Consider the following 16,917-nt stretch of genomic DNA (forward strand, 5'->3'; position numbering starts at 1 on the left):
TTGTGACACCGCCTAGATTGTGTCTCATGACTGACTCGAAGCCGACGCGGCTGGAACGCATCATCACCGCCGGGGGAGCGCAGGCCGCCGTCCTGACCGTCGACCATCCGCCGCTCAATCTCTTCGACAAGGCGCTGCTCGAGGCCATCGCGACCGATCTCGAGGAGCTGTCGGCGAATCCGCCGCGCGCGCTGCTGTTCCGCGCCGACGGCAAGCTGGTCTCCGGTGGCGTCGACGTGCACGTCTTCGACGGCCTGTCGGTGGAGGAGGGCGCGCAGCTGTGGCAGACCCTGTTCGCGCGCATCATCCATCCGCTCGAGGCGCTGCCCTGCCCGGTCGTGTTCGCCGCGCACGGCCTCACCCTGACCGCCGCCTTCGAGATCGCGCTGGCCTGCGACATCATTCTGGCCGCGCCCAAGGCCAAGTTCGGTCTCGTCGAAACCGTGGTCGGCCTGACCCCGTCCATGGGCGGCCCGCAGCGCCTGGCCGAGCGCGCCGGATCGGGTCGCGCGCGCGAATTCGTCATGACCGGTGACCTTTACGATGCCGCCACCATGGCCGACTGGGGTGTCGTGAACGCCGTCCACGACGATGTCGACGCCGCGGCTCGCGCCCTGCTGGCCCGTCTGGCCGAAGGCCCCACCAAAGCCCATGCGGCTACCAAGGAAATTGTGGGTGCCTGGCGTTCCGGCGGTGTGGCACACGCGGATTCGGTGACCCCGCAGGTTTCCGGCAACCTCTTCGCCACTTCCGACCTGCGAAACGCCGTCAAGAGTTTCCTCGAGGTCGGCCCGGGGAAGGCTACCTACACCGGGCAGTGAGTATCTCGATGGCATGACAGTGCCCATCTGTTTGCCGACAATCCGCCCACAGGTGTGATGTGCATCATATAGTCACGGTGCGCAGGTGCTACGGAGGCGAAGCCTGCGGGCTCGAGGCACTCGGAGGGTCGGATGTCGCAGTTACTGGTGGAGTACCCGCACACGCGAAATGCCTGGTGCGACAACCCCCTTGCGCGTGGTGCCGACGGCATCCTGCGCTACGGCAACCTGACTCCGGCCCTCACCGAACTACTCGATATCCAGGTGCACACCTTCGCCGCGCGGGAGGCGGTGGTCGAGATCGGCGGCCCCCGCCTCACCTACCGCGAACTCTGGTATTCGGCCTCGCGGATCGCGGGCGGATTGCAGGAGCACGGCATCGGATACGGCGACCGGGTGGCGGTGCGCATGCCGGTCGGAGTGCGCTGGGTGCAGGCGTTCCTGGGGGCGCTGCTGTCGGGCGCGGTGCCGGTGCTGGTGCCGGATCGGCTGCCGGACGCGCTGGCGCACAAGGTGATTCGCGACAGCTGCGCGGACTTCGTACTCGACGGCGGCGGCAGCGCGGCCGAATATCGCGACGAGCTGCCCGATGCCGCGGCCTTCATCGACGACGGCGCGTCGCTGGGGGAGCTGGCGCTGCTCTGCTACACCAGCCCGGGCCTGGAGGCGGGGCCGCGCGGGGTGGAGCTGACCAATGAGAATCTGCTGTCGGCCATCCGGTCCGTGGTCGGCGCGCTGGATCTGCCCACCGAGGGGCTGCGGAATCTGGTGCTGATGCCGCTCGCGCACGCCAGCGGGTGCGTGGATCAACTGCTGCCCACCTTCGCGGTCGGCGGCACCGTGGTGCTCACGCCGGATCCGGCCGCCATTCCGGAAACCCTTGTGTCCGAACGCATCGACATGGTGTCGGCGACGCCGCGCATCTTCGCGGGGCTGCTGCCGAATCTGGCCGGGCTGCGGGTGGAGCGGGTGAGCCGGGTGTGCAGTGCCGGGCATCGCGCGGAACTGGCTGCCGCCGACTCGAAGACCTCGGAGACCGTTGCCGATACCTTGCGGGAGGTTTTCCCGGAGGCGCGGCAGTGGTCGGTCTGGGGCGCGACCGAGACCAGCGGCATCGGCCTGGCCCGCGACGACGACGCGGCCGCGCGCGATGTGCTCGGATTCGCTTTCGGCGGCACCGAATTGGCGCTGTGGGGTCCGCGGGCCGATGCCGGGCACGGCGAATTGCTCTGTCGCGGGCCGAATGTCACGCCGCGCTACTGGAACGATCCGCAGACCACGCGGTCCCGGTTCACCGGGCAGTGGTTCCACACCGGCAATCAGGTGAGCATCGACTCCGACGGACTGGTCCGCCGGGCCTGAGCCGTCCGGCTCGGAGGCCCGCACCCGAGCCGGGGCGGTGTCATTCCAGCAGGCGTGTGCGCAGCGCCGCGTGCGTCTGCGCGTCGATGCCGATCTCGGCGAGGTAGCCGGGCACATCGCCGTACATGGACAGCATGGAATTGGTTGCGGCTTCCAGGTATTCGGGTTTCACGCCGAGCAGATCGTCGGACAGTTCCTCATTGATCGCATCGGTCATGAACGAGCGCAGCGTGGGCACCGCGTCATTGCTGAGCAGGTAGTCGGCGTACACGTCCTCTTCGGTGACGTCGACCGCGCGCAGCAGGGTGGCCACGGCCCAGCCGGTGCGGTCCTTGCCGGCCGCGCAGTGCACCAGGGCGGTGCCCTTCAGCACCGACTCCGCGAGCGCCCGGATGGCGGTGTGCGCCTCGGGCAGCGCCGGGAACTGGCCGTACACCTCGAGCATGTGGTTGTAGGCGGTGACGTTGCGGCGGGCCTCGTGCGGCGGGGTCTCGCCCATGCGCGAGTCGAAGGGGGTGATGTGCAGTCGCACGCCCTCGGGCAGCGAGTCGTGGCCGATGTAGTCGATCTCGGCCAGGCCGCGCAGGTCGTGCACGTCGGTGACGCCCAGTTGCAGCAGGGTGGCGTGCCCGGCCGCGTCGAGCCGGCTCAGCTGCGCGGACCGCAGCAGCACGCCGTCGCGCACCTTGGCTCCGCCGGTGGTGCGGAGGCCGCCCGCGTCGCGGTAGTTGAAGGTGCCGGAGATCAGGAATTGGTCAGGGCGCGCTGCAGTCACCCCCTGAGGCTAACGGGGCAGGGGTGTCGCGGTGGTGTCGGTGCCGGATCGAACGGGCGAATTCCTGCGCTCGAGCGGCGCGTCGATAATGCGTGTCGCTGTGCGTTCGGGCACAGTCGCTGGGCTTCGCCGGAAGTCGGTCCGTAAAATACCGTTCGGTCCCAATGGTCGGTTTACCGCCGTTTACCGGGCGATTGAAGAATTTCGACGATTCCCATTCGATCGCGAGGCTGTTCCGATTAGGTAACGAAACAATCTTGTAGTCCGGAAACGGCTATCAAACCTGGTTTCGGACCCTGATAACGACGTAGCATTGATACTCGTTGAACGGGGTGCGCCGGGTCCTGCTCGGGGGAGTGGCGCCGATCCGCATACCCGTTGAGCGAGCCGCGCAAGCAGAGGTGCGCGTGTTCTTTCGCCCAAAGGGAGTCGTCGTTGAGCGCTAGTGGAGAAACAATCCAGGTCGGCCTACGCCAGGCCATGGCCGAGTCCATAGAGAAGGCTGCCGCGTCGCTCGATTTCAGCGGTAGTCGTGCGCTGCGAGTTCTCTTACACGCCGGAGTGAGTACGCTGTGGCCGATTCTGAAGTCGTCCCCCGACAAGCAGATTCGCGCCTATGAGGCCACCCTCGCCGGTCTGCGCCGGCGTTGGGAGAACCAGGCCGTCTGCGTCCCCGATCCCGAGGCCACCGCCCGCATCCGCGAACTCGACGCCGACGTCACCGCCTTCCTCGACCTGTGCGCGGAGCGCTCCGGAACCCAGTGGCTGGAACCCTGCGATGCCATCGCCGCCTACCTGCTGGCCGTCATCCAGGGCATGCTCCTGCGCTGGCTCGCCGACTGTGACGACGAAACCTCCCTGGTCGTGCTCGACGACCTGGTGTCCTACCTGTCCACCAAGGCGGTCGAACTGGCCTGACCGGGTGGATCGGCCCGCATCCCGTGTTTGGGGGGTTCGGGGGCGAAGCCCCTGAGAGCCTACGAGAGTTGTGCAATTCCTGGACGTATGACCAGTTTCGTGGTCGAATGAGATGGTGACCGACACGTCGCCGATCGCGGGGCTGCACGCGGCCACCGCCGAGCTCGATCCGCCGCTGGCCGCCGTCGACCTGGGCGCACTGCGCGCCAATGCCGCCGATCTGGTGCGCCGCGCACGTGGCGTGCCGATCCGGGTGGCCAGTAAATCCGTGCGCTGCCGGGCCGTGCTCGAAGAAGTGCTGGGCAGCGAGCTCACCGCGTCCGGCGGATTCGCCGGGATCATGGGGTACTCGCTGGCCGAGGCCATCTGGCTGGCGCGGCAGGGCGCACGCGACATTCTGCTCGGATATCCGAGCGTCGACCGCGCCGCGCTGGCGGAGCTGGCCGCCGATCCGGTGCTGCGGGACGCCATCACGCTCATGATCGACGATGTCGATCAGCTGGACTTCATTCGCGCCGCCATCGGCAGCGAAACCGTCTCTCTCCGTGTGTGTCTCGATGTGGACGCGTCACTGCGCATCGGACCGCTGCACCTGGGCGTGCGGCGCTCACCGATTCACACGCCGGAGGACGCCGCACGACTGGCCGCCGCCACCAAGCGACGTGGATTCGCCGTGGTCGGCGTGATGACCTACGAGGCGCAGATCGCCGGGCTGCCGGATACGAATCCCGCTGTGCGCCTGGTGAAGAAGGTGTCCGGCCTGGAGATCACCCGGCGTCGGCGCAAGGTGCTCGACGCGGTCCGGGCCGAGGTCGGGGAACTGGAGATCGTCAACAGCGGCGGCACCGGATCCATCGAGCTGAGCATCTCGGATCCGGATGTCACCGAGGTGACGGCGGGCTCCGGGCTCTATCTCCCAACGCTTTTCGACGGCTACCGCAATCTGGCCACGCCGCGCCCGGCCATGTACTTCGCGCTGCCGGTGCTGCGCCGCCCCGCCGACGGGATCGTCACCGCCTTCTCCGGCGGATACATCGCCTCCGGTCCGGCGGGGGCCACCCGCGTCCCGAAACCGGTGTGGCCCTTGGGCTTGAACCTCATCGGCACCGAGGGTGCGGGCGAGGTGCAGACGCCGCTGACGGGCTCCGGCAAGCTGGGCATCGGTGACCGCGTCTGGTTCCGGCACGCCAAGGCAGGCGAGCTGTGCGAGCGCTTCGATCAGGTGCACCTGGTCGACGCCGACGGCAACCGCACCACCGTGCCGACCTATCGCGGCGAAGGGCAGTGCTTCGGCTGAGCGGGGTCGATCAGACTCGGTCGAGTTGCAGCACGGCCGCCAGGTCCGACAGTTCCGCCGTGGTGGCGGGCAGGTATTCGGTGAGCAGCGGCGAACGCACGATCACCGCCGCCCACATGGCGCGGGAGATGGCGCTGGTGAGCCAATGCCGCGACAGCAGTGCGCCGATGCCGTGCGGGGCGTCCTTGGGGGCCGAGGTGGTCATGGAGACCAGGACCACCGCTGCCTCGCGCCCGTGGAAATGGTCGGGTGTGCCGACCAGAACATCTTCGATCCTGGCGCGGGACAACAGGGTTCGGATCCGCGCCACCTGCGCGTGATACGGCGCGACCACCAGAATGTCGTGCGGGTGCAGGCGGCGGGTCACCGCGCCGGTGTGCCAGGGCAGCCCGAGCAGATTGCGCACCTGCCGCACGATTTCCCGGGCCTCCTCGGCGGATTCGGTGCCATTGCCGTGATGTTCGACGGTCACGGTGCGCACGCCCGGCTCGATGCCGTCGAGTTCCCTTGCCAGGGTGACGGTTTCATTGCTGCGCAGCCGATTCTCGTAGCGCAACCGCGACACCGGCCCGCACATGCGCGGATGCATGCGCCAGGTGCGATCGAGGAAATAGCCGTAGGCGGCGGGCAGGGTGCGATGCGCGCCGAACAACCGGCCCAGCACCGATTCGTGCACCGGTTCCGGGTGGATGCCGTGCCCGGCGGCGGGCGCGGGATCACCCACCAGCAGCAGATTCCGGGCGCACAGCGCCACCGCCACGGCGTCGGCGAGCGGGAACTTCCCGGCATCGGCGATCACCAGCAGATCGAGGCTGTCGCGCGGAATGCGTTCGGGGTCGGCGAAATCGGCGGGCAGGCCGCCGACCACGCACCCGTTCACCGCATTGTCGAGGAAGCGCGGATACCGCGAGGCTTCGATGCCCAGCCACTCCGAGGCGACCGACCGGGAGTCGGCCTTGGCGACCAGTTCCGGCAGCACACCCACCTGCACCACGGCATCGAGTGTGTGCTCGACGGCCGCGTGCGAGCGCGCGACCACGCCGACCCGCCACCTGTGCCGTGTGACGAGCTTTTCCACCGCGCGGGCGGTGGTGTCGGTCTTGCCGGTGCCGGGCGGGCCCTGCACCGCGACATACGAGTTGTCCAGTTCCAGCAGCGCGGCCGTGATCGCGGCCGCGTGATCGCCGCGCACCTCCGGCAGCGCGCCGCTCGACCGCAGCCGGGGCGTGCGCCGGCACAGCACGTCGAACACGGCGGTAGCGGGCACCTGCGGCAGGGTCACCAGCAGGTGATGCGCGATGTTCTCGAGCGCTTCCTCCACATCCACATTGCGGCCCGGCGGGCACGGGGCGATGGCGGAGGGCAGTTCGTCGTACGGCTCGCAGCCGTCCGGTAGCAGCTCCACCACCCGCACCACATCGTCGAAGTTGGGGTCGAGTGCGCAGCCGAGCACGGTCGCGTGCGCGAGCGCCCGGCGTCCCGGCGCGGCCGCCATGCCCGGTGCGGGCCGGTCGTACAGCGTGAGCACCGCGGTCCCCGGCGGCGGCGCGTTCCCCGTCCCCAATCGTCCTGTGAGCGTGAGATATCGGCGCCAGTGCCCCGCATCCGTGCTGTGCCACTTGGTGTCCACCGCGGCCCAATCGGCCACCAGCACACCCGGTGTATCCGCCCACTCCTCGACCGGATGATCCAGCCGATCGGCGTGCGCCCACCACAGCGGCTGCCGCTCCCGCCGGTGATAGCCCAGCACGGCCGCCGTGAACGCCGCCGCCGTCTGCGCCTCGCTGCGCTCCTCGGGCGCCAGGCCGCCGCCCTCCCCGAATTCCCGCAGCGCCGCCTCCACCTCGTCCGGGCTCATATCGAACGCACCGTCGAACCACGGCCGCCGTCCGGGCCGCACCCCGTGCTCGCTCGCCAGGTTCAGCAGCCAATCCCGCAGCCGCAGTACCGATTCCGCGCTCGAATCGCTCTCGCCCTGGTTGGGCGGCAACTCCAGCAGCCCGTAGGACCGCTCGCCGACCACCAGCGCGGCCCGCACGATCGGGTACAAATCCACAGTGGCAGGCAGTATCTCGGCCACCATGTCCTCGCCCACCGGATACCGTTCCCCGAGCGCGCTCAACAACCCGCGCGCATTCCCCCGATAGTGGTGCACCCGCATCTCCGGATACTCCCGATGCCGTTGCATCAGGAACTCCAACAGCGCCTCGGAATCATCCTTGACTCCGGAATCCCATTGCAGCACACCGGCATCTGCCTTGGGATCGGGAAGATCGACCCGAATCACGAAGGACCGCACCGTATTCGCGGCCCGGTTCTGCTGCACGGCAGGCTCGGGAACGAAACCCAGCGCGTGCGTCTCCAGCTCCGGCCCGGGCGCGATATCCGAATCGGCGATCAGTCCGACCGCACACTCCATGTTCTGTGCGTCCCGGTCCGTTCCGCCTCCGATGGAATCCGCTGCCGTCGAACAGAATTCGTGTCCGCGCCGGTTCTGCTGGGCCGGAGCGGGCGCGCCGTGACCGTCCGCCTTCGCGGCCGGCTGTTCCGGCAGGCTCGCGGCGGGCTGCGCGTCCGAGGGCCGGCCTTCCTCTCCGACGAACGCGGTGAAATCCACCGTGCGCATGGACATCTCGAATCCGGCCGCAGCCTCGCGGTCCACCAGGGGGCCGCTCGTCGTGCGCGGCGCGGTGGCCGAGGGGTCGGACAACGCCTCGGACGGCACCTCGGTCGGGAGGTGGTCGGCGGCGCACAGGGTGACGATGAGATCGCCTCGGGCGCTGGTGATTCGGCCGGGGGCAGGGTCGGCGAGGGCGACACTGAGGAAGAGGTCGCCGGGGGCCGGGGCGGGGAGGGTGGCCAGGGCGGCAGGGGTGAGGAGGGTGTGGGCGGGGTGGCCGGTGCGCTCGCGGTGGAGTTGAAGTTCGGCTTGGCGGCGCAGGGCGGTGAGGGCGGGGGTGGGGATGCCGGGGGTGGCGTCGGTGGCGGCGAGGCGGTCGACGGTGGTGATGCCGGCGTCGCGGAGCTGGGCGCGGGTGGCGGGGCGCATGCCGGCGACCAGGAGTAGGTCGCGGCGGGATTCGAGTTCGGCGGTGCAGGCGGGGCAGCTGCCGCAGGCGAGGAAGCGGCGGTCACCCCACTGCACGGGGAGGAGCTCGCCGAGTTTGGCGTCGACGATCGACTCCAGGCGGGTGCGGCGGGCCTGATAGATGACCGAGATATCGGCGAGGGAGTGCAGGGCGGGGACGCCGTCCACCCACATGCGGGCGTGCGGGGCGGGGCGGAAACCGGTGCGGCGCAGGGCATCCGCCGTCGCGGCCAGGGTGAGCAGCGTGCCGACCACGGTGTGCCGGGTGGCCACACCCGCGGGCAGGTGGTCGTGGGTCTCGGGATCGCTGTCGCGCAACAGGAAATCGCACTGTGCCGCCAGCATTCCGTCGAAGACCACCGGTGCCGCGACCACCTCGAGGTTCTCGCGCAGCGCCGCCACCGTCAGCTCGTGCGCGGCCCGCACGGCTGCGATGGCCGGTTCGGCTGCCGCGTGTGGCCCGGCGAGAGTCTCTTCCAGCGTCGAATGCCACGCTCCGCGCGACTGCCCGGCCGTGGCGGTGCGAGGCTGCGTGAAGGCGGCATCCCCCGTGGCGCGCGAGTGCGCCGGTGTGGGGATGCGGATGTGGGTGAAGCCGGGGCTGTGGCGGTCGCGGAGCGCGGCGAGGATGGGGTCGACGGCCGGGGTGGGGGCGTGGGTCAGCGCGCCGGGGGACGAAATGTCCACCGGCGTGACCAGTCCCAGTTCGGCATCGAGTGCGCGCAGCAGCGCGAACTCACAGCGCGCCGCCGTCACCAGGTCACCGGTGCTGCACACGACACGATCACCGAACAGAATCAATCGCGGCCCTCCTGTGTCTTCGACGCCGACACCCGCACCCGGTCCGCGTCGGTGCGGGCCGAGCCGTGCGACAGCGTAGTGACTGGACGGTGGGTGGTGTGTCGTCAGGTGGGGTGGATGGGCGTGTTCGCGGGGCGGCGCGGCGGCGCAGGTCCGGGCGGGTTTGCGGGCTGTGTTGCGGGACAACGCGACTCGCGCGCGAGCCCGGCGTGACGCGGCGGCGGGTGCGCGTGCGGGCGCGGGAAATCAACCGAAAATTTCGGCGTGTCGCCATCCGGAACACTCCCTGCGACCACCCGCAGGGAGTTTGCGACAATCACCCGATGCCGTATTTCGATGGCGCCCGCGGCCGGCTCCACTACCGCCGGTGGCCGGTCGAGAATCCGGTCTCGATCCTGGCCCTGCTGCCGGGAACCGGCCAGCACAGCGGCCACTACCACCGCTTCGCCCGCGCCCTCCAGCCCGCTGGAATCGAACTGTGGACCCTGGACGCCTCCGGTCACGGACTCAGCGAAGGCGACCCGGACCGCCCCGGCACCCTGCCTGAATTGTCCGATGACGCACGCGTATTCCTCGACCTCGCCCGCATTGCCTCGGCCACCCCGCCGGTGCTCATGGGCCACTCCCTGGGAGCCGCCACCGCCCTCGCCGTCCTGACCGGCGACCCCGATCCCCGCTACGCCGGAGTGATTCTCTGCGGCACCCCCGCAGCGGTGCTCGAAGGCCGAGCCCCGAAGTCCGCTCGCGGCACCGGGATTGCGCCGCGCGGCGCCTCCGCACGCAGTGCCGCGCCGGTGACAGCAGGCGGCCGGGCAGCATCCGCCGATGCGCGCAAGCTGTACCCGGGCACGGAACCAGCACTGCCGAAGGGCATTCCAGCGCTGATCGTGCACGGCGTCGACGACCGCCGCGCGCCGATCGCCCCCGTGCGCGAATGGGCGCGCACCCAGCACGCGGATTTCCGCGAATACGCCGACGCCGGCCACGACCTGCTGCACGAACCGGTGCACGCCGAGGTCTCGGCGCAGATTGCGGCGTGGGTCAACGACCTTCGCGGCTGAGTCCGCAGGCGACGACTGCTGCGCGCGACGCACCCTGGCCGGAAGTGTCGAGCCGGGCGCGGCGGCGAGCGCTTACGGTGGACGCCGTGCCACTCTACGAATTCGAAGGCAAGCGGCCCACGGTCGATCCGACCGCGTTCGTCGCGCCCACCGCCACGCTCATCGGGGATGTGCGGGTCGAGGCGGGCGCGTCCATCTGGTACGGGGCGGTGCTGCGGGCCGATCTCGCGCCGATCATCGTGCGCGAGCGGGCGAACGTGCAGGACAATGCGGTTATCCATGTGCCGCCGGACGTTCCGGTGGAGATCGGCGCCGGCGCCACCATCGCGCACGGGGTGATCTTCCACGGCGCCACGCTGGGTGCGGAGTCGATTGTCGGAAACGGTTGCACCGTACTGGATATGGCGCGCATCGGCGCGGGTTCGATGATCGCCGCGCACTCACTGGTCTCACCGGGTACGCAGATTCCGGACGGCGTGCTGGCCGCCGGTTCCCCGGCCGAGGTGAAGCGTCCCATCGCGGGCACGCAGGCCGAGGGCTGGGTGAAACTCAACCCGTCCTACTACGCGGAACTGGCGCAGCGGCATCGCAAAGGGCTCACCGAGGTCACGGACTGAGCCCGCGGCGCGCAGTGCCGCCTGCGGCGTCCACGCTGAGCGCCGTGTGATCGCCGCGCAGAACGGGCTTGGGGGCAGCGCTATTCACTGTCGCCGCGCGCCTCGCGCAGCAGCTCCACCACTTCGTCGTCGGTGAGCTGATGGAAGTCCTCGTAGGCCCCGCCCACCCCGCCGAGGAAGCGCGGCACCAGCGGGCAGCGCACCTCGTCCGCCAGCGCCCGAATGCGGTGCAGCGCTTCGGCCGACGACACCGGCACCGCCACCACCACCCGCCGCGGTTCGTGCAGGCGCGCGATCTCGCAGGCGGCGGCGACGGTGGCCCCGGTGGCCATGCCGTCGTCGACGATCACCGCGATGCGATCCTTCAACGGGATAGGCGCTGCGGCGGAACGCAATACGTGCCGCCGCCGTTCCAGCTCGACCCGCTCCAGCCCTTCGACGGCCGTGATCTGTTCGGCGGTCACCCCGGTGTGCCGCACGACATCGTCATTGAGCACCCGCACCCCATCCTCGCCGATGGCGCCCATGGCCAGCTCCGGCTGCCACGGCACCCCGAGTTTGCGGACCAGCATGATGTCGACGTCCCCGCCGATGACGTCGCGCACCGCCACCGCGACCGGCACTCCGCCGCGCGGCAGCCCCAGCACCAGTGGATCCGCCGCGCGGAACCGTTCGAGCACCCCGCCCAGCGCCCGTCCGGCAGCCCCCCGATCCGGGTAGATCATTGCCTTCCAGTTTAGTTGCGCTGCCGGGTACCGGCCCAGCACCCTATGGTTGACCGAGTATCGGGGTCACGGAGGGTGAGATGGCGACCCAGGACAGGTCCTTCGCGGTCGGTTCGCGATTCGGGCCCTATCGGCTGGACCGTTTGCTCGGCCGGGGCGGCATGGGCGAGGTGTACCAGGCGTACGACGTCGTCAAGGATCGCACGGTCGCGGTGAAGGTGCTGTCGGCGCGGCTCAGTGACGATCCGGTGTATCGCGAACGGTTCCAGCGGGAATCACATGCGGCGGCGCGGTTGAAGGAACCGCACGTGATCCCCATCCATGATTACGGCGAGATCGACGGGCATCTCTTCATCGACATGCGATTGGTGGAGGGCGCGAATCTGCGCGCGGTCCTGCGCGCCCGCGGCCCCCTGCCGCCCCGCCTCGCGGTCTATGTGGTGCGCCAGATCGCGGCCGCCGTCGACGCCGCCCACGCCGACAATCTCGTGCATCGAGACATCAAGCCCGACAACATCCTGGTGACCGAGGACGATTTCGCCTACCTGGTCGATTTCGGCATCGCGCAATCGGCCACCGACCACTCCCTCACCGCCACTGGCTCGGCAGTCGGCTCGTTCGCCTACATGTCGCCGGAACGCTTCACCTCCCGCAGCGTCGGCCCCTCCGCCGACATCTACGCCCTGGCCTGCGTCCTCTACGAATGCTTGGTCGGCACAAGACCATTCGCGGCGGACTCCGACGGCGAGGTGATGCGCGCCCACATGTTCGAACAGCCACCCCGCCCCAGCATGGTCCGCCCCGGCCTCCCCGCCGCCCTCGACGACGTGGTCGCCCGCGGCATGGCCAAAACCCCACGCGACCGCTACCGCACCGCCACCGAACTCGCGATCGCCGCCCGCAGCGCCCTGGGCCGCGGGGCCACCCTCCCAGATCCCGACGAGGACACCCTCGACTCGCTGCCGGTGGTGCGCGCCGCCGGTCCGACCGGTGAATCCGACAGCGGGACAGAAACTTCCGAACCCACCATCGCGTCGGCCGCCTCGGCACCCACGGAAGGCTCCGTGGTCGTATCCGCGATCACGGATCGATCGGGGGTCATCTCGACGCCCACCGATGTCCCGGGGGCTGTCGCGCTACCTTTCAGGGCACCGCTTGTCGACGATTCAGGCGGCGGGGGGTCGGCGCAGCGGGCGGGCGATGGCGGCTCGACGGAGAGCGGGGGCAGTGGGGTTCCGGCTACCGGGTCCGCATCGGCCACGTCACCTCGCCGGAATTGGCGACGGCTGCTGGTTGTGTTGGGGACGGTGGCAGTCCTGTTCGCGTCGGTCGGTTTCGCCGGGTGGTCGTGGACACAGCGCGCGACCGAAGGTCGGCCGATCGCGGACGCCACCGCGTGGACCGGACCGGATGTCGAGTTGATGAGCCTGATCGGCGGCGGCAGTTACCACCGCTGGAACTGCACGCATCAGGAGCCGGATTCGACTATGACCGCCATGGTCTTCTGCGATCCGAACCCGGAAGCCGATGCCCCGCATGCGAAGTTCTTCCGCTTCCGCACCGCCGAGCGGATGAACGAGTACTACCGTGCGCAGTTGCTGACCGCCCTGCGCGCGACCGCCTGTCCGGATGATCCGGCGGGCGCCGACGGGCCGCTGCTCGCGGTCGGCGTGCCGATCGGCCGCAAGGCCTGCTGGTCGGGTGTCAACCGGACCACCGGGGTGGCGACGCCGTCACTGGTCGTCACCCACGACAAGTTGCTCATCCTCATCGTGCAGATCTGGCCGGATCCGGAACGCGAAGTGAGCCGGGACTATGTTGCGCGCAAGGGGGGCCACTGGATGCTCGATCCCACCGAGGCCAATGATCCCGACGTCTTCACCGCCGCCGATGCCGAGGTGCTGGACCAGCTCGGCCGGGTGGGAAGCCGCCGCACCTGCCGGCATCAGGAGCCGCCGCGGCCGTCCGAGGTGGTGTCGCGGCTGTGGTGTACGGGTGGGAAGGACTCACCGGCGGTGCAGTTCTTCGGGTTTCCCGATACCGCGTCGGCGAGTCAGACCTACGAGGGCGACGTGGCGCTCTTGAACAGTCGCGCCTGCGACAACCCGCAGGGTGGCCGGGATGCGGCGTGGTGGCGGGACAACGAGCCGATCGGCCGGTACCTCTGCTACACCGTCGCCGGCGGGGTGGGCGATCTCACCTGTCTGCTGGCCATGCACACCAGCGCCCATGTACTGGCGCTGGTGTGCACCGCCGAGAACGACGAGCCGAGCAACAGCCCGAAAACCGAAGCGGCACTGTTGACCTGGTTCAAGGAGAAATTCGGCTGAGTTACTCCGGCCGAATCTCGTAGCGGCGCAGGGAAAGGCTCGGGTTGGTGGTGCGGATCTCGGCGAGGTGGGCGAGATCGATTCGGGCCGTGGCGATTCCGGGTTGGTCGCCGAGTTCGGCCAGTACCGCGCCGTTGGGGCCGATGATCATCGAGGCGCCCGAGCCGCGGGGGGCCGCTTGGTCGGAGGCGGCGACGTACATGGTGTTCTCGATGGCGCGGGCGCGCAGCAGGGTGGTCCACTGGTCGACCTTGCCGGGGCCGGGGATCCACTGGGCGGGCAGGAGCAGGACCTGGGCGCCGGTGGCGGCTACGCGCCGGATGCCTTCGGGGAAGCGGAGATCGAAGCAGGTTTGCATGCCGAAGGTCACACCGTCGACGGTGAAGGTTTGCGGGGGGTCGAGGGGGCCGGGGAGGACCACCTCGGATTCGCGGAAACCGAAGGCGTCGTAGAGGTGTGTTTTACGGTAGATGGCGGCGAACTCGGCGTCCGGGGTGGCGGCCACCAGGGTGTTGAAGATGCGGTCGGCCGGGTGGTCGCCGCCGGGGGCTTCCGCTACGCCCGCCACCAGGTGTACGCCGAATTCGGCTGCGATGCCGCGCAATCCGCTCACGAAGGGGCCGGTCAGCGGTTCGGCGATCTTCACCACGCGCTCGTCCAGGCGCATCACGGAGAACATCGAATATTCGGGGGCGACAACGATTTTCGCGCCGAGATCGCTGGCGGCGCGCACCTCCTGGCGCAGTCCGGCCAGATTGGCTTCCACGTCGGTGCCCGGCGCGAACTGCACGACCGCGATGTCCACCGCCCTGGCGGGCGCGGGATTGTCCCCGGTGCGGGCCGCGGTCGCCGTCTCGCGGGCGGAGGGTGCGACGGATCCCGCGCTGCCCGGTTCGGTGGTGGCGAGCGTGCCCGTCACGTAATTGCGCACCGGCGCGGATTCGGGGTGCCCGAGGCCGGAAGCCGCCGAGGCGGGGGCGGCCGGGCCGGTGGGCGCGGGGGGTGTATTCGGCTGCACCGATCCAGCGTATTTCGTCGGACGGCCGCGCGGGTCACGGTGAGGTGTGCTCGCTGGCGGAGACGTGGAAATCTCCCGCCGAATCGGACGGGACACCGCCTGCGAAACCGCCGCTGGGGCAATGGCGGTGCGACGCGGGAGCCGTCGGCGCGCCCGCCGGGGTGAGGCGGGGCGGGAAGGCGAATCGTCTCCTAGTAAACTCCTGGTCAATGAGCACCTCACCGGCCGACAGCGTTCCCAGCGACGACGAGAGGGACGTGAACGGCCCGTCCTTCGCCGATCTCGGCATCGATGACCGCATTCTGCGGGCCATCGCCGATGTCGGCTACGAATCGCCGTCGCCGATTCAGGCGGCGACGATTCCGCCGCTGCTGGAGGGCGCGGACGTGGTGGGTCTCGCGCAGACCGGTACCGGCAAGACCGCGGCCTTCGCCATCCCGATCCTCATGGGTCTGCAAGGTTCCGGCAAACAGCCGCAGGCGCTGGTGCTCGCTCCCACCCGTGAGCTGGCGATTCAGGTCGCCGAGGCGTTCCAGAAGTACTCGGTGCACATGCCCGGCGTGCACGTGCTGCCCATCTACGGCGGCCAGAACTACGCGGTGCAGCTCAACGGTCTCAAGCGCGGCGCGCAGGTCGTGGTCGGTACGCCGGGACGTGTGATCGATCACCTCGAGCGCGGCACCCTCGACCTGACCCAGCTGCAGTTCCTGGTGCTGGACGAGGCCGACGAGATGCTCAAGATGGGCTTCCAGGAGGACGTCGAGCGCATCCTGCGCGACACTCCGGGCCAGAAGCAGGTGGCGCTGTTCTCGGCGACCATGCCGACCGCTATCCGCAAGATCTCCAAGCAGTACCTGAACGATCCGACCGAGATCACCGTCAAGACCAAGACGGCCACCAACACCAACATCACGCAGCGCTGGGTGATGGTGTCGTATCAGCGCAAGCTGGACGCGCTGACCCGCATCCTCGAGGTCGAATCCTTCGAGGCCATGATCATTTTCGTGCGCACCAAGCAGGCCACCGAGGAGCTGGCCGAAAAGCTGCGCGCGCGTGGGTATTCCGCGGCCGCCATCAATGGCGATATCGCGCAGGCGCAGCGTGAGCGCACCATCGGCCAGCTGAAGTCGGGCGTGCTCGACATTCTCGTCGCCACCGATGTGGCGGCGCGCGGCCTGGACGTGGACCGCATCTCGCACGTGGTCAACTACGACATTCCGCACGACACCGAGTCGTACGTGCACCGCATCGGCCGCACCGGCCGCGCGGGCCGCACCGGTGAGGCGCTGCTGTTCGTGGCCCCGCGTGAGCGCCGGCTGCTGGACGCCATCGAGCGCGCCACCCGCCAGCAGGTCACCGAAATGCAGCTGCCCAGCGTGGAGGACGTGAACGCGCAGCGGGTGCAGAAGTTCGGTGACACCATCACCGAGAACCTGGCCTCGGCGAACCTGCCGCTGTTCCGCAAGCTCATCGAGGATTACGAGCGCGAGCACAACATTCCGCTCGTGGATATCGCGGCGGCGCTGGCCATCGGCTCCTACGACGGCGACAACTTCTTCATGGAGCCCGACCCGGAGCCCGCGCCCCGTCGTGAGCGCGACCGTGACCGCGCCCCCCGCGATTCCGACGATCGCGGCCCCCGCGAGCGTCGCGACGCCGGCCCCAGCCGCCACCGTCAGACCGGCGCCGAGCTGGCCACCTACCGCATCTCGGTCGGCAAGCGCCACAAGGTCGCCCCGGGTGCGATCGTCGGCGCCATCGCCAACGAGGGCGGCCTGCGTCGCAGCGACTTCGGTCACATCAGCATCCGCCCCGACCACAGCCTGGTCGAACTCCCCGCGGATCTATCCTCCGAAACCCTGAATGCCTTGAGCCGCACCCGGATCAGCGGCCAGCTCATCCAGCTCCAGCTGGACCAGGGCCCGCCGCGCGGCGGCATGAACCGCAACCCGCGCCGCGACTCCCGCAGCGAGAAGCCCCGCTACGAACGCCGCAAGCCGCGCGCGTAGCTCCGAGGTTGTAGAACGGCCGAAACCCCAAGGGGTTTCGGCCGTTCGGCGTTATCGAGGACGTTGTGGTTGTGGGAAGCCGACGGCCGCCCGGT

At 69.5% G+C, this 16,917-nt stretch carries 12 protein-coding genes; 8 read left to right on the forward strand and 4 right to left on the reverse strand.

Annotated features, from left to right (window positions below; translation table 11 throughout):
- Positions 1-26: 26 nt before the first annotated feature.
- Positions 27-821: an enoyl-CoA hydratase/isomerase family protein gene (locus tag H0264_RS11990; protein WP_181584029.1), complete on the forward strand. Its 795-nt coding sequence runs from the start codon at positions 27-29 to the stop codon at positions 819-821.
- Between the two features lie 132 nt (positions 822-953).
- Positions 954-2,183, forward strand: a complete 1,230-nt coding sequence (locus H0264_RS11995; protein ID WP_181584030.1) for a class I adenylate-forming enzyme family protein — start codon at positions 954-956, stop codon at positions 2,181-2,183.
- A 40-nt stretch (positions 2,184-2,223) separates the two neighbouring features.
- On the opposite strand, the gene H0264_RS12000 is transcribed toward H0264_RS11995, so the two are convergent.
- A complete protein-coding gene (locus tag H0264_RS12000; RefSeq protein ID WP_181584031.1) occupies positions 2,224-2,958 on the reverse strand; it encodes a tyrosine-protein phosphatase in 735 nt (244 codons plus the stop codon).
- 435 nt (positions 2,959-3,393) lie between these two features.
- Between H0264_RS12000 and H0264_RS12005 the strand changes: the two genes are divergently transcribed.
- Entirely contained in the window at positions 3,394-3,876 is a 483-nt protein-coding gene (locus tag H0264_RS12005) for a TetR family transcriptional regulator (protein ID WP_231083083.1), read from the forward strand.
- A gap of 112 nt (positions 3,877-3,988) precedes the next feature.
- On the forward strand, positions 3,989-5,173 hold the full coding sequence (locus H0264_RS12010; protein WP_181584032.1) for an amino acid deaminase/aldolase: 1,185 nt from the start codon (positions 3,989-3,991) through the stop codon (positions 5,171-5,173).
- Positions 5,174-5,183: 10 nt separating this feature from the next.
- On the opposite strand, the gene H0264_RS12015 is transcribed toward H0264_RS12010, so the two are convergent.
- Complete coding sequence (locus H0264_RS12015) at positions 5,184-9,062, reverse strand: bifunctional RecB family nuclease/DEAD/DEAH box helicase (RefSeq protein WP_244976164.1); 3,879 nt, start codon at positions 9,060-9,062, stop codon at positions 5,184-5,186.
- A 323-nt stretch (positions 9,063-9,385) separates the two neighbouring features.
- Between H0264_RS12015 and H0264_RS12020 the strand changes: the two genes are divergently transcribed.
- A complete protein-coding gene (locus tag H0264_RS12020) occupies positions 9,386-10,123 on the forward strand; it encodes an alpha/beta hydrolase (protein ID WP_181584033.1) in 738 nt (245 codons plus the stop codon).
- A gap of 86 nt (positions 10,124-10,209) precedes the next feature.
- Positions 10,210-10,740 carry a gamma carbonic anhydrase family protein gene (locus H0264_RS12025; protein WP_181584034.1) on the forward strand — a complete coding sequence of 177 codons (531 nt, stop codon included), beginning with the start codon at positions 10,210-10,212 and terminating at the stop codon, positions 10,738-10,740.
- A gap of 80 nt (positions 10,741-10,820) precedes the next feature.
- On the opposite strand, the gene H0264_RS12030 is transcribed toward H0264_RS12025, so the two are convergent.
- A complete protein-coding gene (locus H0264_RS12030; RefSeq protein WP_181584035.1) occupies positions 10,821-11,465 on the reverse strand; it encodes a phosphoribosyltransferase in 645 nt (214 codons plus the stop codon).
- An 80-nt stretch (positions 11,466-11,545) separates the two neighbouring features.
- On the opposite strand from H0264_RS12030, the gene H0264_RS39195 reads away from it, so the two are divergent.
- A complete protein-coding gene (locus H0264_RS39195; protein WP_181584036.1) occupies positions 11,546-13,795 on the forward strand; it encodes a serine/threonine-protein kinase in 2,250 nt (749 codons plus the stop codon).
- Between the two features lies 1 nt (position 13,796).
- Here H0264_RS39195 and H0264_RS12040 read toward each other — a convergent pair whose 3' ends face one another.
- Entirely contained in the window at positions 13,797-14,600 is an 804-nt protein-coding gene (locus H0264_RS12040) for a carbon-nitrogen hydrolase family protein (RefSeq protein ID WP_181585479.1), read from the reverse strand.
- Positions 14,601-15,022: 422 nt separating this feature from the next.
- Here H0264_RS12040 and H0264_RS12045 point away from each other — a divergent pair, with 422 nt between their 5' ends.
- Positions 15,023-16,822, forward strand: a complete 1,800-nt coding sequence (locus H0264_RS12045) for a DEAD/DEAH box helicase (protein ID WP_181584037.1) — start codon at positions 15,023-15,025, stop codon at positions 16,820-16,822.
- The last annotated feature ends 95 nt before the right edge of the window (positions 16,823-16,917 follow it).

Source organism: Nocardia huaxiensis, assembly GCF_013744875.1.
GTDB lineage: Bacteria > Actinomycetota > Actinomycetes > Mycobacteriales > Mycobacteriaceae > Nocardia > Nocardia huaxiensis.